The sequence below is a fragment of the Rosistilla oblonga genome, assembly GCF_007751715.1.
Classification (GTDB): Bacteria; Planctomycetota; Planctomycetia; order Pirellulales; family Pirellulaceae; genus Rosistilla; species Rosistilla oblonga.
This window is the reverse complement of sequence record NZ_CP036292.1, coordinates 5642108-5665299: the sequence shown is the minus strand read 5'-3', so window position 1 is coordinate 5665299 and position 23192 is coordinate 5642108. Positions and strand designations below refer to the sequence as shown.

Here is a 23192-nt window from a genome sequence, read left to right as displayed (position 1 = left end):
ATGTTTCTGCAAAGTATATTGTGAAAATAGTTTTATTCTTTGTGTTTGGCGTTTCCATTGTCAACGCTTTTGCTGCTGCATTGGGGGTAGTGCCGCCTTTTTGGGGGTGCACTGCTGCATTTGTATTGTTTGTTTTCGGATGCGGAATGGTCGCCGCGCGATTTAATGTCGCTTTGTGGGAATTGCGTGCCGGGCAACATGATTTGCTGGCGCGTAAGCATTTGACTGATTCTGCCACAATAGCAGCGGTCGACGTAAACGCTGTGTTGGCAGTCCGTGAACGATTTCCAGGGCTCCAGATTCCGACGTCGACTTGGTCGATGACGTTTCCCAATCTTTTGCTCCTTATCGATGTGTTAGACACGTACAGGCCTCGTAACGTTGTAGAATTCGGTTCCGGTATATCAACGCTTTGTGTGGCGAGTTGGCTGAAAGAGGCAGGGCGTGGTAATCTCCTGTCGGTGGACCACGATCCGGAGTGGGCGGAAATAACAACTAGGCATCTTGGAAAGCGTAGCTGCGATGCCATTGCCAACGTGATTGTTACGCCTTTAAACGAACAAAGTTATTTTGGGAAAAAGGTAAATTGGTACGATCTTGAATCGCACCTTAGTAGTATTGGAGGTGATGTAGACCTTGTCATCGTCGATGGTCCTCCTAATGGATCCAAGGGGGCGGGGTATGCTCGAATTCCGGCAATTGAAGCACTCGCTGGCAAGCTCGCCCCAGACGCTATCATCGTGTTGGATGATGCTGCAAGAGAGGGGGAGACAAAGATTTTTGAAGCCTGGGAGGAACGCTATGGTATATTGCAAGCTACACGAGTAAACACAGGTACTGGATTCGCGGTTATCAAGTTGGCTGCGGCGCCGTTTTCCTCGTCTTAAGTCAGCGGCTATTTCCAATCCGACAAATGACTCGGGGGTGAGCTTCGTCTCTATTATCCCTGGGGATGTGTGAGAGGTTCACTCAAATCCGCAGCCTGCATCATTGCAGTTTTCAGAGCGATGGAGTCGAGCTTGTGACGGCATTGGTAGCGATCCTGAAATGCCCGTTGATAGCGCCAGTGGTGTCTGTACTGATGTTTTTCCACTCTGATTTCTCAAGGACGAACGCGAGAGGCTTCTGTCCGCGGGGAGATTTGTTGGCGAGAAGACCCCGCAGGTGACTTTATTAGCGTTTTTGTAAATGCTCGGCCAACGCGCTAAGACGTGAATCTGAATGGTCCACGGCGGCCCATCGACGAACGCCCGTCGCGACGTGGCTCAAACGGCGGGAATCGATTTTGTTAGCATGTTCCTGCTCGCATCCCGGTATGAAGTGGTGCAAGTCCACGTGGGGGGGCGGTTTCCTTCAGCATGTCGTGTGACATTTGTTCTTGGCAACAGCGAAAGTATTCCCGGTGAGGTTCTGAATGCGGCTCGAACAGGTTGCCTATGAATCCTGCCCGGGAAGCCAGGATTCCATATGTTGTACTCGAATGGGAGACCGAATAGTCAATTGATGGGCGGTGAAGGTCAGCGATGGCCAGTTGTCAGTTGTGTGTTCCGCCTTCCAGCTAAGCCCTAGCTAGTCAGGCATTCGGCGCGTCAGCCCACACAACGCGACTTGCGTTTTTTTCGGAGTAACATTCTGGTTGTTTAGCGCAGGTGCTGCGGGGCGAAAAATCTGGTGCGCCAATTGAGACGGTGCGGTGGGGGAGCGAGTTGCACACGTCGTCTACGTTCGCATTGGAAGGGGCCGTGTTGTAATCATTGCATCACGTCCCAGGCCGACCGCGTATATCTTCAGGAAAAACATACTAGAGGGAATTGAGAGGCTTATCGTTCATTTTTTGCCTTGCTCTGGCCTCTTGAGGCAGTCGCTGGTTTAGGCAGCGTACTTCTCCTCCTGTCGTAAGTGAGGGCCTGAATCTTCTGAGGATATAGCCCATGATTAAGCTGGTTCGCAATGGAGGCTAACTCTCATTGTTCGAACCAACGCGGCAGGACGTTTAGTGTGGAGCGGGCTTTTGACGGTACATGCAGGAATTTTGTGTTAGTCTGAGAGTGGCCGTCTCCGGTGGTTCAGTTGGCTGAGGATCGCCGGGGCTATTTCTGAATCCGATTCTTGGGCAAGAAAAGTATGGACGTGAAAGCACGAAGGGGCAATATGGTATTTCGAAAAGAACCCCGCTTGGTATCGTTGTGGTTTTTCTGCTCGTTTAAATTGCAGTAGGCGACTTGTCTCAAAGTTGCCGTTGTTTAGGCAAACGGTATCCCGCAATATGCTTGTGTGAACTATGAAGAAAGGATCGAGCGATTTAACATGAGGAGTGATAGCGTATCAGTCGTAATTCCGTGTTATAACGGTGAGTCGTTTATTGAAGAAACACTTCGGTCAGTATTGGGGCAAACGCACAAGCCAACAGAGATTTGGGTCATTGACGATGGCAGTACTGATGCATCCGCTGAAGTGGCAGCGTCGGTAGATGATCGGGTGCAAGTCGTTCGTCAGGAAAACGCTGGTGAGGCAGTTGCCCGCAATCACGGGATCAGACTCAGTACCGGTGATTGGATCGCATTTTGTGACGCAGATGATCTGTGGGAGCCCGGGAAATTAGAGCGTCAACTCCAAGGATTAGCTAAAGACGATGCCCTGGCGTCGTGTACAGGTTTTTTTAACTTTGGTGACATCTCTGATGTGCATGCTCCCGATGGACTTCAAGGTTACTTTAGTATCGAGGACGTCATTCGGGGCATTCCATCGAATATGTCAACTTTTTTGATCCGGTCTGAGTGTTGTCCGCGATTCCGAGAAGGTGTCTCTTACGGTGAAGATACTCTGTTTTTTCTCGATGTAGTACTTCGTGGAGCGTTGCTCTACGTATCGGAACCGCTGGTTGGGTATCGTCGCCACGCAGCTGGGCAGAGTCGATTCAAAGCAACTCAATTGTATAGGTATTTGGCAAAACGTGAATGGATAACACGTCATGCACCTTCGTTAGGAGAGGATCGTGCCGCAAGTTGCCATTTTCTCAATGATAATGTGTTTACTTGTATTCTCGACGCCGCTTATTATTCCCGTAGGATGGACCATTATGTTAGCCTTTCCCGTGCCTGTCGCAAAGAAACCCTCCCACGTTCTGTGGAATCGGCGGCAAGTCGGGTGGTGTTGCCGGGCTTTGTGTTCCGTCTCTACGACCGAGTGATGGGTATGATTGGACGCTAGATGCTGCGTTACAATGTTTAAGTTCTCTAGAAAGTGTACGGTCGATAGTATGTCATTTCCGACAAAGTTTAATCGGTCGATGCCGTGATTGTTGTGGCGAAGCATTTAGCAGCCCCACCACATCTGTGGATGCGGCGAAATATTGGTAATTTGGGCTCCCGGGTATCGGTGGTGATAACTGACCATGGATCCATTGAGAGTTTAGGAGCAAGTTCGTTTGCATGCCCTTTGGTCGCTGCGTGGGGTATGAAGCCTGGGGCATTTCGGCGTTGCATCGGCCGTTTTGCCGGAGGCAGTGAGTCGTTGTGGCGCAAGGATCCGGTGCTACGAGTCGGCAAGCAACTTCGAGGGTTGGAAGGGACACCACTGGTCGTTCACTATCTGGATGTAGCGTTAGAATTAGAGTCGATCATTCGCTCTCAGCGTCATCCTTGTGTTGTGCATTGCCATGGTGCTGATTTTGATTGGGGGCTGTCAAATGATAACGGGGAAAACTTGCGTGACGCTAAAGCATATAGAGACGCTTGTCTTGGTCTTGCTCCCTATGTGATGTTAATTGCAAATTCAAATTACACTCGAACCCAACTGGTCGAGGCTGGTTTTCCTTCTGACCGCGTTGTCGTCAACCACTTTGGGATCGAAGTGCCAGCTGTTTTGTCGGAGGTTTCGAGTCGTTCTCCCATGAAGATTCTGTACTTGGGGAGATTGGTGGACTGTAAGGGGCCTGACCTCCTGATACGTGCGTTTGCTTTAGCATGTAGCGGGGGGTTGGACGCGGAACTCACCATTGCTGGAGACGGGCCAATGAGAGACCGCTGTGAGGCCTTGGCTCGCGAGCAGGATTGCTATAATCGGATTCACTTTCTCGGCACCGTTTCAAGTGATCAAGGGAATCGTTTGCGTTGTGAAGCCGACGTGTTTACTGCGCATAATTGTACGGGGGCATCGTCGGGGAGGGTTGAGACTTTTGGTGTTAGTATTCTCGAGGCAATGGCTCATGGGTTGCCCGTTGTGACAGGTGAATCCGGAGGAGTCGTCGATATGATAGAGAGTGGCGTAAATGGCTTTCTTTTTGAGCCGGGCGATATTTCTCGGCATGCCGAATTGTTGTGCCGGCTTGGTGGCGATTTGACGGAAAGGCGACGGGTTGGAGAAGCGGCGAGGAACACTGTAAGAGCAAAATTTAGCGTCGAGAGTGAAACAAAAACCTTGGAGCGTATCGTGGAAATCGCTGAACGGTTAGCCGAAGCTGGAAGTGAGGCGCACGATGGTTAGTGTTTCGATCATTATGCCTACCTATAATCGAGCCGCATTTTTGCCTGAAGCGTTTGCAGCGATAAAACGTCAGACATTCAGGGATTGGGAGTTAATTGTTGTTGATGACGGTAGCGTCGACGATACCAAGAAGCTGTTTGATGATTGTTTTGGTTCTGCGGAGTCGCGTGCAACGTATGTTTATCAAGATAATGCAGGCGCTTACGCGGCGCGAAAGTTAGGGCTGTTGAACGCAAATGGTAGATTTGTTGCGTTTTACGACAGTGACGATATTTGGTTTGAGGATTATCTCAACAATTGTATTGAGGTATTGAGGGGGTATCCTGGTGTTGACTGGGTGTCCGTCAGGGGGTGTCATGTTTCTGGCGAATCGCCAATTGATGATTTGCGATCTCGAGAAATGAGTGCAGTGCCCGAGTCCGTTTTGGCGCTAGAGTCAAGTTGGAATGACGACTTGCAGATTTTTACGGACACTGCATTTGTAGAACAGCTGTTGCTGACCGCTCATAGCTTTGGGCTTCCATTGTCTGTCATTCGACGATCCGTATTTGATCGTGTCGAATTGCGGGCGGACTTGCGCAATGGGGAAGATCGTATGTTTTTGATTCGTGCAATCAAATCCGGGGTTCGAGTGGCGCAATTGCATCGTTTGCAATATGTCTTTCGCAAGCATCGGGGGAATTCCTCCTCTGCATCGCTAAGTATGGCTTCTGCCGCGCGTGCGAAGGTATACGAGTCACTGGTTAGAGGGTATTTAGATCTTAAGCAGGAAGTTCGATTTAGCGATCGCGAACTTAAGGCTCTGCATCAACGGGTCGCCCATGATCTTTTTTGGTCCGTGGGGTATAATATTCATTGGATGTCTGGTGATGAGCAGGGGGCATTTTCTGCGTTTGCAAAAGCGCTTCGGTTAACGCCAATGAATACGTCAATGCAAAAGACGAGGGTTAGCTGTTGGTTCAAAAGCGCGGTTAGGAAAATGCGTCGACCTTGGGCGGTGAAGTAATGAGATTATGGGGGCGTTGCTATATGCGAGTATGTTCTTTTAGGCGGGCGTTCGCCATCGCGTGTGGCAGTCTAAACTGGGATGCGGGTGTAGAATGATAGGCTTGGCAAAACAACTTGGGGTCGCAGTGAGCCTGGCACTGGCAGGGAACCGCAAGCCGGGCGCTGGCTATCTGATTTGCTCCGCTCCCGTCCCTGAGCGAAATCGTGGTGATCAAGCTTTGTTGAAGGTCGTCGTCGAGCATGTTGCAACGAAGGGGGGGCCTCACACGATTCTTACAACGAGTGATCAGTCGATAGAGTCCTTGTGCCCTACGAAAGATTGTCGAATTCGGTCTGATTTGTTTCCTCTGTTTTTGACAACTCGTAGTTTTCGTGAACAGCTTGCGTTTCCCAGGGTGGCGGGGATGCATCGAGAAATGCTGGTGATTGGCGCGGACGTTCTCGACGAAGGATATGGCGAGGAGCGAAGCGTTGCTTCGATGGACGCTATCGATTTGGCTACGAAATTGGGGATTAAGACAAGAATATTGGGGTTCAGCGTGAATGGGAAACCTTCGCCTGGGCTTGTGGCGCGAATGTCACGCTTGGGGAAACGAACCCGTTTACTGGTTCGCGACCCCGTCTCTTTTCGGCGATTGCAAGCCGCTGGGATCCCAGGAATTGAGCAAGTTGGAGATCTTGCTTACTTGTTGAATCCTGCTGAGATACCACAAGAAGATCTTGGACTAAGGCGTTTTGTTAATCAGAATCGTGGAAACCTTATTGGCATAAATTTGACGCAGGTTGTCTTGGGCCAATACGGTGCGGAGCAGCATCGGCTAGAGGTGTTGGCTGAAGCGTGTCGACGGCTCGCGATCGAGGATGGAGTGCGGTTTCTTTTGCTTCCTCATGACGAGCCAGAAGGCGTTGAGTATTTGAGGGCATTCCAAGAGAAATTGCATAGAGAAGCCGAGCCTATCTCTCACTTGGTGTCCCCGCTGCCGCATGCTCAGGTGCTGAAGCATATTGCTGGATTGTGTAAACATGTTTTTACCTGCCGCCTGCATTTGGGCATTGCCTCGTTGGGGATGGGACGTCCGATCACCGGTTTCCCCTATCAAGGGAAGTTTGAAGGGCAGTTTGAGCTGTTTGGTTTGTCGTCGGGCGGGCTGGTTGGGGCTGAAAGATTTCCTGAGAGTGCTGACGAAATGGCATCGTTGTTTCGTCAACGTATTTCTCTGAGCGCACAACTTAGTGAGCAGATCCGACGGCATCTTCCGGCTGTCCTTGAACTTTCGAAGAAAAATTTTGAAGGGCTGGCTGAATGAAAGATTGCTGTTCATGAAGATCTCGGTAGTTATACCGTGTTACAATCGCGCCAACCAGATTGGCCGTGCCATAGCAAGTGTGCGAGCGCAAACAGTGCCGGTTGGTGAGATCATTGTCGTCGATGATGGCAGCACCGATAATACGGTTGGTGTGGCGCTTTCCTACGGGGAAGACGTTCGTGTGCTCAGTCAAGCAAATGCTGGCGCAGCGTCTGCCCGCAATCGTGGGATTGAAACAGCGTGCGGGGAATGGGTCGCCTTTTTGGACAGTGATGACGAATGGCATCCTGAAAAAATAGAGCGTCAACTGGACGCCTCTAGTCGTTTTCCAGGGGCAGATTTGATTTTTTGCGATACCATGACTCGATCCGCTGGCCAGATCTTGATGCCCTCCCGATTTTCGCTCGGCGGTTTATATGGAGCGGAAGTCCAGCGAGACGGCGATAAATTGCTTTTTGGCCCGGACTTGTTTCAACGGATGATCACCCAGTCCCGAGTGATTACTTCGGCGGTGATGGTGCGAGGTGGGCTTGATGGCTTCAGTTTTCCGGAAGACATATGGGGATCGGAGGACTGGGCATTGTGGTTGGGTTTGGCCAAACGTTACACCTTCGCCGCGGTCGACCAAATTCTCGTGACGATGTATCAACAGGGGGACAACATCAGCGGCACGAAAGGACGTTTGTATCGTAACGATGTTAAGGTGCTTGAACGTTTGTTAGAGTGTGGTGAATTGACCGATGTAGAACGTCAACACATTCGTGCGGTTTTACAGCAGAGACGAGTTGGGGCGGTATACCATTCGCTCGTTCGTGGCGAAGGGGCCGAAGCCCGCGAAATCCTTCGAAATATTCCGCCGGGTAACCTCGGGCGGCTGAAGCGCTTGGCCTACAACGGCTTTTCTTTCCTGCCAAGAAAACTGGCATGCCGAATTGCTGCACTTAGAGGCTGTTAGCTAATGCGGTACGGCGGACGCTTAATTGTTATGCGGATAAGCAGGTCAGAATTTCCAATCGACTCATAAACACAGAGCCAACTCACGCAAAAGCGGAGATTTATCGAGACTGGCATGGTGAGTCGGCAAGTGAGTGCTGTTTTTAGGCCAATTTGCAGCGATGGTTGGCTGCCGTTATTAATAAGTGATGGACCACCGCCCTGAGTTCCTCTAACGTGACAGTGGGGGCGGTGATCTAAACTAAGCTTCTATTTTACGGATGAATTCTTGTTAGGCCCCTTTTTTGTTTACCCTCTATTCCTGTCGCTGCTTATAGCGGGGGTGATGCGTCCGTGGGTTGGCCTGATCGGTTTCTATGGATGGGTGATTCTGGAGCCGCAATGGAATTGGCGGTGGAGCATTCCCGCCGACTTCCAATTCCAAAAGTACATTGCGGCGGCAACACTGGCAGGTTGGGTTCTCACTGGCTGCAAGGTTCCGCCGTTGGCAACATCGTCGAAATTGGCAATCGCATGCCTGGCGGGCTTTTTGTTGCTTGGCTTCGTCAGCGCCACACAGTCAATCGATCCGAAGCTTAGCGAATTCTACATGTCCAATATGTGGAAGATCGTATTGATGGCTATCTTGGCAGTTGTCTTAATCGATTCGCCGAAGAAGGTCTGGATCGCAATCGCCGTCTGTTGTTTTGCGCAAGGCTACTCGGCGCTGCGAATCAACGAACAGTACTTTCAGGATGGCTTCAGCTTGTACGCGTACCGACCGTGGGGAACGAAGGGTGATAACAATCTCTACTCCAATCTGACGCTTCCGCTGATTGCATGCTCGATCGCTATCTGCATATTCACGGACAAACGCTGGGTGCGGTACCTAACCGGAAGCATCGCGATTCTGCAGATTCACCAAATCATGCTTTTACAGTCACGCGGGGCGATGTTGGCCGCGTTGGGGATGGCCGCTGTGATTGCATGGGTGATGCCTAAGAATACGTTTACGATCCGTAGCACAGTAATCGCTATCATTGCCACTCTTGCACTTGCTGGCCCGTCCGTCGTGGAGGAATTCTCGTCAAGCTTTCAGGCAAAAGGTGAGCGTGATTCCTCGGCGGAGAGCCGTTTTTATCTTTGGAAAGCCGGCTTTCAGATTACCCTCGACTATCCGTTGTTGGGGGTTGGCCCCTACGCTGGGCAGCGCTTAGTTCCGGAATACTACGAAGGAGGGTTAAGTGCAAGCACTAAGGGGCTTCACAACCTCTTCTTCGACATTTCAACCGGGTTTGGACTGCCAGCGGCGTTTCTTTATTTTGCTTTTCTTGCCATGCCGTGGTTTCAGATGGTGAGTTTGAGACGTCGATTCGGAGGCCTTCAAAACGCTCCGCCATGGCTGGGGGCAAGCATGCTGGCCGTTATCGCCGGTTTACCCGGCTACATTGCAGGGTCCATGTTCTCGACCGGCGCACTTTCGGAATCCCCGTACGTACTAGCGTCGATCGGATTGGCGACAGCATCGATCTTCGCCCACGACAATTGGGAGGAACCGACTGACAGTATGTCAACCGGCGAAGATTGGGATGAAAAGGGGAGGCAACCAGCGGCTCATGCCTGAGCTATTACTCAGCGAAATCTTTCCACCGCGACCGGGAGGAAGCGGTCGGTGGCTATACGAAGTTTACACTCGCTTGGACCATCCGGCAGTGGCATTGACCAACGGAGGCGAATTACCAGGAACGACCCGGGAAATCGTGGGCAATCTCACAATTATCCGACAACCCTTTGGTCTTTCTGAAACAGGCTTCTTTTCTGCTCGTGGAATGTCGCAGTATCTCCGTTTACTTCGTCGCGTCCGAGCCATTGACCGTGAATCTCCCGTTGATTTAGCACGCGCCGCGAGGGTCGTCCCCGAGGGTTGGGTTCTATGGCTTTGGAAGCGATTCTTCGGAGGACCTTCTTATCACGTGTTCGCCCATGGCGAAGAAATCAATCTTGACGGAATTGAAAATGGTGGCGTCATGAGTAGTCGCCAACACCGATGGATGGCGAATTTATGCTTCGCTTCCGCGGAGCTAGTGATTGCGAATAGTGAAAACACAGCGAGGCTGTTGACCGACCAGTGGGGAGTGCCTCGCCGTCGAGTGACCGTGGCATATCCTGGTGTGGACGCATTGACCTTCACTCCTTCAAGCCCGGGTGCCTCTGTGCCTGCCCGTCCGTATTTAGCGAGCTGGTCCAACCGTTTTGTGTTATTAACCGTTGGACGACTGCAGCGACGAAAGGGGCATGATAACGTGATTCGAAGTTTGCCAGTCCTTCGGAATCAAATTCCTGATTTGCTGTACGTTATCGCCGGTTCGGGCGAAGAGGAAACTTATCTGCGACGGCTGGCTGATGAACTAAACGTGACTTCCCTCGTGGAGTTTCGAACAAATGTATCCGACGAGGAATTGACTTCCTTCTATCAGTACTGTGATCTATTTGTATTGGCGAATCGGCAAGTGGGGTCGGATGTGGAGGGGTTCGGAATGGTTCTCTTGGAAGCAGCCGCCTGTGGAAAACCGACGATTGCCGGTCGTTCCGGAGGTACATCAGAAGCAATTGCTGACGGTGAGACTGGATTTCTAGTAGACGGGAACGATCCTGCCGCGGTGGCGGATACTATCTTGAAACTCCATAACGATCCAGCGCTGCGAGCTGAACTCGGCAAAGCCGGCCGAATACGTGTCGAGCGATTCTTCGCCTGGCCAATCGTAGCAAAGTCAATTCCGCTGCCCGATTCGCGTAAATTGATAAACAGTATGGCTGATTCAAAGACGTGAGGATCAATAAGTTTCTAATGCTCGAGTCACTAATTCCATTTCGAATGCGTCGTAGTTGGGATCAAGCTTGGATCGATCGGTCGGTCCGAAGTGTGGTGCGCACTCGGGCAATTCCTGCGGCCGATCCGCTGACCGCCGATTTTGAAGTTCATTTGTTACTGCGTTCAGAAGATTTCTTTGTTGGCCTCGTTGCGCTCAAGTCGTTACTAAGGTTTGATCTTCGCGCGGCTGTGACAGTTACAGACGATGGTTCTCTCACAGCCGATCAGAAAGCTATTCTGGTCGAGCATGTTCCTGGTGTGAGGTTGTTGACACGGTACGAAGCTGCAAACAATTCAGGTATATTGAACAAATACCCAGCACTAACAGCATTGTATCAGAGCGATTTTCATATGATTGCAAAACTTCTCCACCCTATCCTGTTGGGGCGATGCGACCAAATGGTGGTGATTGATTCAGACACCGTTTTCTTGCAGTTTCCGAGCAAAGTGGTTCAATGGGCACGTCAGGCAACAATCAATGGGATGTACCTGCACGATCATGTTCAAAGAAATGCTGACGCACTCTGGCTGCGTGAAATGTTCGCGGAGATTTTCGGGCAATCGGAAGAGACGTTTGCATTCAAAATAGGTCACCGATTCTTTAACGCCGGAATGCTTTGCTACCGGAGAACCGATTGCGATTTGAAATATGCAGAACGGTTCCTGCAGTGGCGATCAGTTCATTCCTCACGATTCAAGCATCCAAACGCTTCGATCTGGCTCGGAGAATGGACCCAAGAACAGACGGCCTACATGTGTATCTTCGAAGGGATGACGGGAGCAGTCGAGGGATTGGGGGACGATTACCGTATTGGGTGTAAACCCTGGCGCACATTCCATCATTTCCTGCGGGCCGGTCTTACGACACGTCAAGCTAAACGGATGCTCAAAACAATTGTACGTGAGATCTCTTCGATTCCCGGCAGGAAAGCCGTCCGTGAATGAACGAGGGTGCGATTGCCTTGATCAACAGTCCAATGCATCATCGGCATTTGCGCCATGCGAATTTTTCGCTCAGTGGACTAACCTCTGCTTCATACCTATCGTTTACTGACGCAATTGTAAAGAGAGTGACCGCGATAGGGCCGCGTGGGAAGGGCAGGTTCATAAGAACCGGACAGGAAACTGTTGTTTTTATAACTGAGTTCAATGGTTCAAGTTTTCATAATCAATTGGCGAGTTGAGCGTCATTTTGCAAAATCCGAAAAGTAAGGACAGCCATTGTCAAAGCCGCCCAGCCGTGGATGACCGGTTCGCTGCAATCGTTACTCAATCGCACATGACGAAAGCCTTTGAGCCAAGCGAACACGCCCCAGATGGCTGCCGTGTGGGGCAGTTCGTTTGCGGATGAACGGCGTCATCCCCAAGCTTCGCAGAACATCGCGTGTTGCTTTGCTGTCGTCTCCGGCGTCGGCGGAGGCCACATTGGGCCTGGTTAGTGGACGCCGAGGCTGACCGCCGGCCTGCAGAAAATGCGTTTTTAATCATCGGCAATACTTCACGTTGATCGATCCGATTGGTCCCGGCGATAGTGATCGACAAAGGAACACCGTTTCGATCCGTCATCAGAGTGAATTTTGTGCCCAGTTTGCGTCGATCGACCGGACTAGTCCCCGTTAGTTCCCCGCCTCCAAAGGCTCCGGCTTGTGTGCTGAAAATAATCGCGGTCTCATGTTGGAGTTCACCCTCACGATGCAGCAAACGGAGCATATCCACGTGGAGTCGATCCCGCACGCCCGCATCCTGTCCAGCCACGCAATCGACAGCGAGCGGCCTCCTCGCTGCACCTCATTACCTCCGGCACGTCTCGCCAGCGAGCTCAGGTAACCAGCACATACAAGATCACACGCAGGCCCCTGTAACGGTCAATCGCAGGTCGGCCACCATCGGGACCAACCGCTGCTTCCGGGGGAAGATGACCAAACGCAATCTCATAAAACTCATCCGGCATATTAGCTTAAGCCATCTTAGTCCTCCTTGGAGTGAAAATGGTTAAACAAGTCGCAGATTTTATGCCAATCGTTTTAGTGATTTTCTGTCTGGTTCTAAGGTAGGTTTCCTTAACATCGCGTCAACGAAGTGGAGTCCTGCCTGATGGGTACGTAACTACGGCACCACAAATCACGCTTAAATTGAATTTTGCAATCTAACTAATGAGCAGCATAAGTACAATCTGCCTTTGCCATCGCAGACTGCCGAAGTTAGTGCGTCGTCCTCATTCAAACAGAGTTTTCCAATGCCGAACATCAGAAGCCCGTTGAACTCGAACGAAACCTCTTCGGAAGAGCAGCGCCTCCCAACAGTCATCCTTGTCCATCCTGCATGTAGTGGCGGGTCAGTCATCTTCCGCGTATTGCTAGAAACGTTCAACTTGATGGGGCTAAATGAGATCGGTCCGTCGCAAACACCGTCACGAAAGGTGTTTTTGCCATACGATCCTGAAATGCAGATGCTGCAATCAGGAGCCATTGATCGGAACGATTTCGAAAAACTTCTCGTAGAACGCACCGTGAACTGCTTGCAATTCGCGGCGACCCATGGACGAAGCGTATTGCTAAGGGAGCATACCCAAAGCGTCTTTTTTAGTGAGAATACGGAGCGTCTTCCAGAATCTTGCAGTTGGTTTCTAGATCGCCTCCCGCTTTCACACATGTCAAATTACAAGACGATTGCCACCGTGAGAGATCCCATTGATGTTTGGCTAGGTCTCAGTCGGTCGTTTCCTTGGGCCGCACGGTACAGCTTCAGCGAATTTTGCTGCAAATATCTTACTTTCGTCAAACGTGTTGTGTTAGGAGCTGAACGCAACCCTCACGAAGTGTTGATTGTTCGATACGAAGACTTTGTTGCCGATGTGGCAGGTGAAATTGAGAAAGTGGCACAATTCATTGGTGTGCAAAATGCGACACCTCGTTGTTCCCTGGTAGGAGACACGATTGGTTCCGGGAATTCGGGAAGAATGTCGAGTGATTTGGCGACGCGACCTAGGCGTGCTTATGGAATGGGCATTGTACGCGAAGCAGAACGCTCTTCAGAATACCGGGAACTCTTGGAAATCCTCCAGTACGACCACATTTCGTCGCGACGCTCAGCTTTGAACGACTCAAAATTATTCGCTAACACTCTCTGGAGGAATACATTTCGAATAATGGCGAGATGTTTAGTGCCATTTGTTAAATTGCACGATGTCGCGAATCGCCACGGATGAAGAGTGCCCCTGCGCGGTTAGTGTTCGATAGAAAGCTTAATGAACAACTCGACACTGGCCGACCTCATTCCTTGCGTGAGCGTCTATTGCGTTCACAGTTCGGAAGCCATGCGCTCATCTGTTTCACCTCGATGCTAGTGGTTGCACAATGACCGTGATCCGTGTTTACCGTCTGAGATGGTCCTCAAAAGATTGGCCTTTTGCGAAGGAAGAGTTTCTTGCTGGCACGCACAATGTGAAGTTTAAATTGGTCGAAACAGCAGCGTTAGCCGACCTCGTCGTTACTGAGAAGTGGGGTAGGAAAGATTTTCTGAAAAACGCGTTGAATTTGCGACGAAAGCCTACGCTTCTTTGGACTGACGAACCGAGGTACGACACATGCATTCCTTCTGGTGTGGCGCAGAGTCATGCGGTTCCAGAACGTATGAACTGCTTCACAGGTGATGTTTTTCACGACATCTACCGCTTCTTACTCTACGGAGAAACGCTCCCTTTCGTCACGCCGGCAGAAATGGAATCCCGCGACGACGTCGCGCCGGTACTCGCTTTGATGACATACCGTGAGGGTTCGCAATGGAGTTTGAGACGCAACGGCGTTGAGCATGATCTTTCTTGTCTGCGAAGTCGCTGGGCGGTTTGGGGACACAGAAATGGGGTAGTCGATGTGTGTGGGCGGCATTGGCCTTCCGATTCTCGCGTTATTGAAGACAGTCGACAGGAGACTGGAGAGAACCAGTTTGCAGGGTGGTGGGAAAGGAAGCAACAGCTTCTAAAGGCCTATCGGTTCAACTTCGCGCTGGAGAATACGATCGCACCAAATTACGTCACGGAGAAGCTGTGGGATTCTATTCGAGCGAGATCACTTCCGATTTATTGGGGGCAAGCCGCTGTTGATTCCGTGTTTCCCGAAGACAGTTACATCGATTGCCGTGCGTTCTCAGGCCCCGAGCGGCTGTTTGCGTACATCAACAGGATGTCGTCTGCGGAGATAGCGGAACGGGTTAACCGCTGCATTGAAGTTTATAACGATGCAGTTCAGTCCTCCGCAAATGAAAGCTCTTCGCGAAAAACAGAACGCCTGCTGATAGAGCGGTGTCTCAGCCTGATCGGCGCAACCGTCGATGGTTCGGCTGATGTATAAAACGGCGAACCAAGAGCCACTGAGGTCGGTTGGACCTACGTTATGATTCACGGTCAGCTCTGTGCGGGTGGATTTGATCTTTTTCGCGAGTTTTGACACTCTCGACGACGAGAATCGCCCTCTGGATAAGCCGCGTTCTTCTTCGCCGCGAGAAATTCGCCACTCATGTATTTCCGTAGAATACGAGCAAATCAAGTTTGCGTTATGTTGCTCAACTCCTGGTGCAAGGATCTGCTTGGAAACGAAGTTGACTTTTTCCGCTAGCGATGCAAAGGGGGGCGCAGGAACCGTGCGACATGCGGAATCGTTGAAGCTTTGCTCGAGCGCTTCGGTGAGGGCGGGGGAGGTGTTTCATGGGCTTTGCATCGAATCTCTCGCCTCGTAGTGGACTATTCAGAGTCAGCTTGGTGTGGCCAACGGCTAGCAAACAGGGAATTGCAGAGGATACAGTCCAACCAATTTGCATCATTACTCCACGAGGATATGAAGATTGCCCATTCGTCTTAATTTAGGTTGTGGGCCGATTCAGCCTGAGGGTTGGGTAAATGTGGATAGGAGCATGCGTGCGAAATTGGCGTCGTGGGCGTCGCCGGTAGATCACCTGATGACGAATTGTTAGGAGTGCCCCCCCGGCCGGGTTTAGTAGCAGCACGAAAGTGCTAAACCTGTTGGGGCCACGACCCTACTCAGACAGAATTGTGGATGCGATTTACGCGGGTGAGCTTTGGGAGCACCTCGAACGCGACGCCGCTTCTCGGCTCACGCGGGAATGCTTACGCGTGCTGAAACCAGGGGGAGTGTTGCGGATTTGCGTTCCCGATGGTGAGGCGTTTTGGCGTGAATATTTACGGAAATTGGATGAGCAGTTGGCGAGGCCTCCCCTGGAGCGTGAAGCCTGTTCGCTGGACGACCACGTGCGGATGTATTTCCGCGACATCTGCACTAGGCGACGTCTGCTCGGTTCGATGGGACATTTTCACAAGTGGCAGTACGACGAGGTCCAATTGACGGCCTTGTTTTCCGATTCCGGGTTCCGCGAAGTCCGGAGACACGCGTTCCATGACAGCCGAATCCCCGATATCGAGCAAGTCGAACGATCGGATTTCTTAATTGTTGAAGGGGTTCGCTAGTGAACGCTTTGTTGCACCCGTTCGCCTCTTGGAATCGATTGAAATGCTACTAAGCCCGCGTTCTAGCCTGGATCCGATGTCTCAATTTCCACTGGACGGACGTGACGATTCGCTGATTGTCTTTTCCGATGATTGGGGGCGGCATCCGAGCAGCTGTCAACATCTGGTTGGTAAGCTGTTGCCCGAGCTCTCCGCGACCTGGGTTAATACCATCGGTATGCGGCCGCCTCGGCTGGACTTGCTGACGCTTCGTCGCGGAGGTGGGAAACTGCGGGACTGGTGGTCGACCGAGACCTCCCGAAGGGGCGAAACCTGTCCAGAAAATTTGGCGGTGCTCAATCCCAGGATGTGGCCCTGGATGTCGCACCGTTGGGACCGAGCCCTGAACGCTCGGCTGCTGACGCGGCAGTTGCACGACGTCTCCGATGGGGCGGTGGCGGTGACGACGATTCCGATCGTTGCCGATCTTGTCGGGCGCCTGCCGGTTCGCCGCTGGGTCTACTACTGCGTCGATGATTTTTCCGTCTGGCCCGGACTCTCCGCCGCTGCGATGCGGACGATGGAACGCTCGCTGTTAGAAAGAGTCGATTGTGTTGTCGCCGCTTCGGAAAATCTCGCCGCTGCGATTCGCCCCCTGCACCCCGATGTCTCGGTCTTGACCCACGGCGTCGATTGCGATTTCTGGGCGCAACCGACTGAGGAGGCGCCGGCAGAAATCGCCTCCCTCCCCCGGCCGCTGGCACTGTTTTGGGGCGTGGTCGACCGGCGGATGAATGCCGATTGGGTCCTCGCCTTAGCCGATCGGCTCGCCGCGGGAACGATCGTGCTGGCGGGGCCTCACCAGGATCCCGATCCGCGACTGTTGTCGCATCCGCGGATCGCAGCGATCGGTCCAGTCCCGTTTGTTCAATTGCCAGCGTTGGCCCGGCAGGCATCGGTGCTGATCATGCCTTATGCCGACCTGCCCGTCACGCGCGCGATGCAACCTTTGAAATTGAAGGAATATCTGGCGACAGGTGTTCCCGTCGTCGCGGCCGATCTCCCGGCGGTTCAACCTTGGAGTGATTGTTTGCAGATGGTCGTCAACGAACAAGACTTTGTCGCCGCGACGCTGCAAGCGCTGCAGCAAAGCAGGGCCGGATCGACGGAAAGAAATCAGCGGCTTGCGGCGCGGCTCGCCGATGAGAGTTGGCAAGCCAAGGCGGCGCAATTTCGCACTCGGATCCTACCCAACGAATGAATCACACGCGGGACGTTGCATGAACAGTGCAATTGATGAGCAGTCGATCGCTCGGCTGAACTTTGATGTTGCTGCCAGCAGACGCAACGGTCTGACTATCGACCGAGAGCCTCTGTTTGTGCTCCGCGGTTGCTGTTTGCGACTGCCAAAACCGCTTGGTCTAACGCGGAATTCGGGTGCAACCCGTCCGTCGCCTGTCTATCATTAGGCGTGAACGTCTCAATTTTTGTGGTAAGTGGCTGACGTCCCGCCCCTCCTTTGGTATAATGCCGCAACTTCCTTTCGACGATCGATCTACCGTTTCGTTCCCCTTCCCGTCTTCTGCAAAGTGATGCTATGAACGAGAAAAAAGAGAATCTACCGATCAAATCGGAAGACGAATGCCTGTTTTCGGACTCCGATAATATCAAATCGATGAAGCAACGCCGTCGGATGCTGCTTGCCGCCGCAATGATGGGGAGTCCATTGATCGTGGCCGGATCCGCTCAAACAGCCTATGCTGACGGTACCGGCTCGAAAGCTTCTGGTCCGAGTACAGCGTAGAACCCCCGACGGTATTTGGGACTGCGGTTGAGTTGACACAATAACCATTCCGCAAGTAGGGCATGAATGTTCCGGGAGTCATTTTAGCCAATGAAGTCATTGGACACTTCTTCTCGTTGGCGGATGATAGTGAAAGACGTGGTGCTCGAACCACTCTCCGAACACGAATTCGCTGTCTACAACTCGCTGTATTCAGATTCCTATATGTTGAATGCGATCGATGCTCAGATTCTCCGTACGCTTTGCGAGATGAATCATACTGCCATTGACATGGACGTTTTGGTACGTCTGGTGGCTGCTTCGCTCGATCTTCCCATCGACCAACGGTTGCTTCAGTACACTGAAGAATCTATAGCTCAATTGGCGCACGTTGGAATCGTTTGCTTGGAAGCGACAAATTGAGAATTGGTGAGGCGACGCCCCGCGACATTGCGGAACGCTTAAAAGGGGACGGGATTGGGTTGACGCTGGGGCCCTGTGAATTTCGGTTGCAGTCCCCCATTGCTGAAATCGCTACTGGCGTGCATCGGCTGTATCCCCACCATCCTCTACGGGGGCCAGCAGACTTTTCGACGTTCCGGGTTCGACACGATCCGGGAATCCTGCGTGGCAGACGAACTGTGATTTCGACGGTCAATGGTCAGGTTTGGCATCAGTGGCCCAAACGGCTGACCGTTGGGGCGATCGAGTGGATCTTCAGCCACTGCATTTTTCGCGGTGCGGATGATGCGTTGGCAGTTCACGCAGCCGCAGCAGTGCGGCCGGGGGGAAACGGCGGGGCAATCGTTTTCCCAGGACTGTCGGGGGCGGGTAAAAGTACGCTGGCGTCGACGTTGATGATGTCGGGCTGGGGGCTGTTGAGTGACGAGATCTCGCTGTTTGATCTCGACGATTTTCATCTAACTGGACTCGGGCGCCCGACGATCTTAAAAGGGCATTCGCTGGAGATGATGTCCCAGCGTTATGGCGAACGGGCCATCTTTGGTCCCTCGGGACGGATTCTCGATCCACCGGTGCGGGTCGCCCATCTGTTGCCAACCGAGGAAACGCGGGAGTTGTCCGGTCAACGTTTTGCTCCCGTCGCGATCGTGTTCCCACGCCGTGTTGCGGATGCGAAGCCGGAATTGAATCCGATCGAGCGAGGGACATTGTTTTCGCGACTTTCGCAGTACGGGCTCAACTTTCGCTCGCTCGGTAAACGAGGTTTCGAAACAACCGTCGAGCTAGCGAAACGTGTGCCCGCGTTTGAACTCGTCTACGAAGACGCCGCGGACGCTGAAAAATTCTTGCGACACGATCCGTTGATCGATGCGTTGCCATGCGTGACGGGAGGCGAGCGTTCAACAGTCGCTGCAAAATCGGCGGATGTTGGCGAATCAGCGATCGTGCTGGAGCCAGCGGACAATGACGCTGCTTCGCACCAAATCACTGAATCGGAAGCGTTGCCGACACAAAACAAAAGTTATCTGGCAAGGTCTACCGACGACGTCGCTCCGGGCCTGCGAATGTTGGTCGACGCCCTGCACGATCCGGATTCGGTTGTCGGATTGACGTTGAAGCAGTGGGACCAATTGGTGTTGATCGCAAGTCACACCGAGTTGTTGCCGCGGATCGCACGGCAGTTGTCCGGCGACGGGCTCGCATCGTTGCCCGATGTCGTTCGACGGGTTTTGATTCGAGAAAATCAATGCGAGGATTTAGTTCGCAAATCGATCGAATTTGAATTGCTGCATCTGCAGCAGTTGCTGCCTGCGGTTTGCAACCGAATCGTCTTATTAAAAGGTGCCGCCTACATCGCTGCCGACCTTCCATGGGCTAGAGGGCGGATCACTAACGATCTCGATCTACTGGTTCCGGAGAATTCGCTTGCGTCGGTCGAAAAGGTGTTAGCCGACGCAGGATACTCAGCCAGTTATGAGTTGTCGGAGGCGGATGTTCGATACTATCGGCGTTGGTTGCACGAAACGCCTCCGGTCAGTCATCCTTATCGACGAATCGAACTGGACGTTCACTTCCGGTTACTGCCAATGGCGGATCCGAACAGCTTCTGCGCCCACGCTTTCATTGAACGAGCGACGCCGATTTCCGATAGTCCATTCCACATCCTTGATCCTGTCGATCGAACCATCCATGCAATCATAAATCTTGCCCATACCGGTGAATTTCGTCGCGCCTATCGAGATCTGTGGGATATCTATTGCTTGATCGAAGGCCGGCCTGAAGATTCGCTCGGGGGCTCTGTGTCTTCATTCGATTGGGATCAGTTTGCGCGACGAACCACTGAGCTTGGCATCGGTCGGGCTGTGGCAACGGTGCTGCTATTGGTGGCCGATCTTGTTGGGCGTGGCCAGCCGCAGGAATTTTGTCAGCTGTTGCTGCAGGAAAGTCCAGAAAGGTTGCGGCACCGGCGATTGTACAGGGACATGCGGCGAGCCACCATTCCCGACGGCCCCACGTTGCGTTCCAGAAGCCGCCGCTTCGCGATGTGGAAGATGGAGCATTATCCGTTGCCGCGGATTCGAACCTGGTTGGATCCGCTGACTTGGACTAAACGCATCCAATTTGCCAAGGATGTTTGATCCACGTTGACTTCCATGGTAAACGATCGCGAAATCAACGTGCTTCGACAAGCCCAGGATGCTGATCGTCGGCTCCGCTGTTGGCTCGGCTGGGGGGGGGTGTTTGCGTTTTTGGGATTGATCTATGCGTCGATTGTCCCGTTGGAATTCCAGCCCCTTTCGCTTGCCGAAGCGATCGAGCGGTTCCGGCAAATTCCGTGGTTGAATTTGAGTGTCTATCGGCGAGCCGATTGGGTCGCCAATGGTTTGGTGGCGTTGCCGTTTGGGTTCCTGCTGGCCGGGGCCGTCGATCGCGACTGCCGTATGACGATGCGGTATGCCATGTCGCTGTTGGCCATCATCGTTTTTGGCAATGCGCTGATCGTGGCGATCGAATTCTTGCAATTGTGGTATCCGCGTCGCACCGTATCCCAAAACGATATCGCAGCGGGCTGTATCGGTGCCACGATCGGACCGCTGGCCTGGATGTTCGTTGGACGCCCAGCTGTCGCCGCGTGGCGGCAAGTCCGTCGGCTGACTTGGGACGGGCCTTCATCACAACGGATCGCGGGTTGGTTGTTGGTGATGTATTTGGCACTGTTGGTCGCGTATTCGGTCTTACCGTTGGACATTATGTTGTCGGGGGCCGATTGGCGAGAAAAGTGGCAGGCCGGACGATTCGATTGGGTGCCGGAACTGAATATGGTTTCTGTCGATCCACAGCGAGTCACGCTGCACCTGGCGCTAAGCCTAACGCTCTCCGCCGCCCGTATGCTACCGGTCGGATTGCTGTTGATCGTGGCGGGCTGGCGGCAACGAGGCTTATCGCTGTTGATCGGATTTCCGATCCTGATCGAACTGCTGCAGGCCCCAATCTTCACGCGTTACACAACCTTTGCAGACGTGTTGTGCGGTTGGGGCGGCGGGCTGGTGGGGATGGCAATTGGGCTGCAATTGGGACTGATCGCGCGTTGCAACGACAGGCTGGCCCTACGTGTGACAGCCGTTGTGGCCGTATTGGCGGCCGTTGTGATGGCATTCCTGGGACGCTACGAACGGATCGCCAACGCCGCGGAAATCGCCACCGCGTGGTCCCATTTTTGGACGGCTCCGTTTGTGAAATACTACTACACTAGCGAGTTTTTGGCCGGTTCGAATCTGTTGGGTAAGATGATCGTGTTCAGCCTTTTGGGGATCGCATTGGGTAACCTCTTCGCTCGCCCGGGGCATCGCGATTCCCCTCCCGGACTTGCTGCCTGTTGCGTGTCGTTATTTCTTGTCGTTGCATTGGGTGGTGTCATAGAAGTCGCCCAGGTCTATCTGGTTCCCTTTCATGCCGATGCGGCAGATGTATTGATTTATACGGGCGGAGCGCTCTGCGGTTGGGGCTTTTATCGGTCGATCGTGACCTGGGGCTTGTCGTCCGGTTCGCCTCGCAACGGCTCGCAATTTGGACTGGATCGGTAGCGCCGACGATTTTTCCCCTGTCCGTTGATTGAATGTTTTTCCAGTGACCAGCGATACCCTGTCGACCGAATTGAAACCACCAGCGGGGGTGTCGCTGAATTCGCAGGCGGCTGCGTTGATCGCAACGCCCGGTTCGCGGCCGTTGGTTTTGCATACCCGCGTCGTTAGTGGTACTGGGGGAGGTCCGGAGAAGACGATCCTCAATTCGCCTCGCTTTCTCGACGACCTTGGGTACGACAGCCTCTGTATCTACTTTCGCGATCCTGCCGATGATGGGTTTGAATCGATCGAAGCGCGGGCCAAAGACGCATACGCGCCGCTAGTGGCGATCGACGATTTCGGAGCGACCGATCGCGGTATCGTGCGACGTGTAAGCGAGTTGCTCTCCTTGATCGGCGATAGGCCGTTGATTTGGCACGGGCATGACTACAAAAGCAACCTCATCGGGATTTGGATGCGCCGAACCCATCGGTTGCGGATGATGACGACAGTCCACGGTTGGGTGCTGAAGACTTGGAAGACACCCCTCTATTACGCCATCGATCGCTGGTGTCTGCGACGCTGCGATCGGGTGATCTGCGTTTCCACCGATCTGTTGGAATCGTGCAAGCGGATGGGAGTGAAGTCCGAATCCTTGCTGCTGGTCGACAATGCAATCGATCTGAGCCAAACGCGGCGATCTCAATCGATAGCCCAGGCCAAGCGGGAGCTTGGGTGGCGCGAGTCTCAATTGTTGGTTGGCGCGGTGGGGCGATTGTCCCCCGAAAAAGGTTTTGATCTGTTGATCGATGCGGTTGCCCAGCAGATCCGAGCTGGAATCGATGTCGGATTGATCATCGTTGGCGAGGGGCCGGCGCGGGGCGATCTGGAACAACAGATCGCCGACCTGGATCTGAGAGATAGGATTCAATTGGCTGGATTTGTTCCCTCACCCGCCATGCATTATCAAGCGATGGATCTGTACGCGCTCAGCAGTTTACGGGAGGGGTTGCCCAACGTTTTATTAGAAGCGATGGCTTATGAAGTGCCGGTCGTTTCCACCCGTGTCGCGGGCGTTCCCCGATTGATCGACGGGCAAACCGATGGTCGCTTGGTCGCATGTGGTGATCTGGTCGCGTTATCGGCGGCGATCGGCGACTTGCTTCGGCAGCCCGAGCTGCGGATGCAACTGGGCCAAGCGGCCCGCGCGACGGTGGAGCAACGTTTTTGTTTTGCCAAACGGATGCAAACGATGGCGACAATCTATAATCGCCTGCTGCAACCGCCTTCCATTAAAACTTCCTATTGAATTGGATACTGC

General features: G+C 52.9%; 18 protein-coding genes and 1 pseudogene. All 19 read left to right on the top strand.

Features of this window, described 5'->3' with window-relative positions; translation table 11 throughout:
• The first annotated feature begins 20 nt into the window (after nucleotides 1-20).
• The 19 genes and pseudogenes from CA51_RS20065 to CA51_RS19980 all read left to right on the top strand — a co-directional run bounded on the left by CA51_RS20065 (nucleotide 21) and on the right by CA51_RS19980 (nucleotide 23180).
• On the top strand, nucleotides 21-887 hold the full coding sequence (locus CA51_RS20065; RefSeq protein WP_145122968.1) for a class I SAM-dependent methyltransferase: 867 nt from the start codon (nucleotides 21-23) through the stop codon (nucleotides 885-887).
• 1387 nt (nucleotides 888-2274) lie between these two features.
• Complete coding sequence (locus tag CA51_RS20060) at nucleotides 2275-3210, top strand: glycosyltransferase family 2 protein (protein WP_145122967.1); 936 nt, start codon at nucleotides 2275-2277, stop codon at nucleotides 3208-3210.
• Between the two features lie 303 nt (nucleotides 3211-3513).
• Entirely contained in the window at nucleotides 3514-4485 is a 972-nt protein-coding gene (locus CA51_RS20055) for a glycosyltransferase family 4 protein (RefSeq protein WP_197451340.1), read from the top strand.
• Nucleotides 4478-5491, top strand: coding sequence for a glycosyltransferase family 2 protein (locus CA51_RS20050; protein WP_145122965.1), 1014 nt, complete (start codon nucleotides 4478-4480; stop codon nucleotides 5489-5491). The genes CA51_RS20055 and CA51_RS20050 overlap by 8 nt, the downstream gene beginning before the upstream one ends.
• Before the next feature lie 103 nt (nucleotides 5492-5594).
• Nucleotides 5595-6800 carry a polysaccharide pyruvyl transferase family protein gene (locus tag CA51_RS20045; protein WP_197451339.1) on the top strand — a complete coding sequence of 402 codons (1206 nt, stop codon included), beginning with the start codon at nucleotides 5595-5597 and terminating at the stop codon, nucleotides 6798-6800.
• Nucleotides 6801-6813: 13 nt separating this feature from the next.
• Entirely contained in the window at nucleotides 6814-7755 is a 942-nt protein-coding gene (locus CA51_RS20040; protein WP_145122963.1) for a glycosyltransferase family 2 protein, read from the top strand.
• A gap of 267 nt (nucleotides 7756-8022) precedes the next feature.
• Nucleotides 8023-9357: an O-antigen ligase family protein gene (locus CA51_RS20035; RefSeq protein WP_145122962.1), complete on the top strand. Its 1335-nt coding sequence runs from the start codon at nucleotides 8023-8025 to the stop codon at nucleotides 9355-9357.
• Nucleotides 9323-10564 carry a glycosyltransferase gene (locus CA51_RS20030; protein ID WP_145122961.1) on the top strand — a complete coding sequence of 414 codons (1242 nt, stop codon included), beginning with the start codon at nucleotides 9323-9325 and terminating at the stop codon, nucleotides 10562-10564. Before CA51_RS20035 ends, CA51_RS20030 begins: the two co-directional genes overlap by 35 nt.
• Nucleotides 10565-10581: 17 nt before the next feature.
• Nucleotides 10582-11550: a hypothetical protein gene (locus tag CA51_RS20025; protein ID WP_231745803.1), complete on the top strand. Its 969-nt coding sequence runs from the start codon at nucleotides 10582-10584 to the stop codon at nucleotides 11548-11550.
• Between the two features lie 1291 nt (nucleotides 11551-12841).
• Nucleotides 12842-13813: a sulfotransferase domain-containing protein gene (locus tag CA51_RS20020; RefSeq protein WP_145122959.1), complete on the top strand. Its 972-nt coding sequence runs from the start codon at nucleotides 12842-12844 to the stop codon at nucleotides 13811-13813.
• A 148-nt stretch (nucleotides 13814-13961) separates the two neighbouring features.
• Complete coding sequence (locus CA51_RS20015; RefSeq protein WP_145122958.1) at nucleotides 13962-14954, top strand: glycosyltransferase family 10 domain-containing protein; 993 nt, start codon at nucleotides 13962-13964, stop codon at nucleotides 14952-14954.
• Between the two features lie 656 nt (nucleotides 14955-15610).
• Nucleotides 15611-15748 (top strand): annotated as a pseudogene (locus tag CA51_RS26540) (methyltransferase domain-containing protein); the annotation flags it as partial.
• 3 nt (nucleotides 15749-15751) lie between these two features.
• Complete coding sequence (locus CA51_RS20010; RefSeq protein WP_231745802.1) at nucleotides 15752-16084, top strand: hypothetical protein; 333 nt, start codon at nucleotides 15752-15754, stop codon at nucleotides 16082-16084.
• A gap of 358 nt (nucleotides 16085-16442) precedes the next feature.
• Complete coding sequence (locus CA51_RS20005) at nucleotides 16443-17324, top strand: glycosyltransferase (protein WP_197451335.1); 882 nt, start codon at nucleotides 16443-16445, stop codon at nucleotides 17322-17324.
• A gap of 336 nt (nucleotides 17325-17660) precedes the next feature.
• Complete coding sequence (locus tag CA51_RS20000) at nucleotides 17661-17867, top strand: P-loop NTPase family protein (protein WP_145122955.1); 207 nt, start codon at nucleotides 17661-17663, stop codon at nucleotides 17865-17867.
• A 90-nt stretch (nucleotides 17868-17957) separates the two neighbouring features.
• Nucleotides 17958-18269 carry a hypothetical protein gene (locus tag CA51_RS19995; RefSeq protein ID WP_145122954.1) on the top strand — a complete coding sequence of 104 codons (312 nt, stop codon included), beginning with the start codon at nucleotides 17958-17960 and terminating at the stop codon, nucleotides 18267-18269.
• Nucleotides 18270-18487: 218 nt separating this feature from the next.
• Entirely contained in the window at nucleotides 18488-20446 is a 1959-nt protein-coding gene (locus CA51_RS19990; RefSeq protein WP_145122953.1) for a nucleotidyltransferase family protein, read from the top strand.
• A 15-nt stretch (nucleotides 20447-20461) separates the two neighbouring features.
• Nucleotides 20462-21892 carry a VanZ family protein gene (locus CA51_RS19985; RefSeq protein ID WP_145122952.1) on the top strand — a complete coding sequence of 477 codons (1431 nt, stop codon included), beginning with the start codon at nucleotides 20462-20464 and terminating at the stop codon, nucleotides 21890-21892.
• 43 nt (nucleotides 21893-21935) lie between these two features.
• Nucleotides 21936-23180, top strand: a complete 1245-nt coding sequence (locus CA51_RS19980) for a glycosyltransferase family 4 protein (RefSeq protein ID WP_231745801.1) — start codon at nucleotides 21936-21938, stop codon at nucleotides 23178-23180.
• Nucleotides 23181-23192 lie beyond the last annotated feature (12 nt).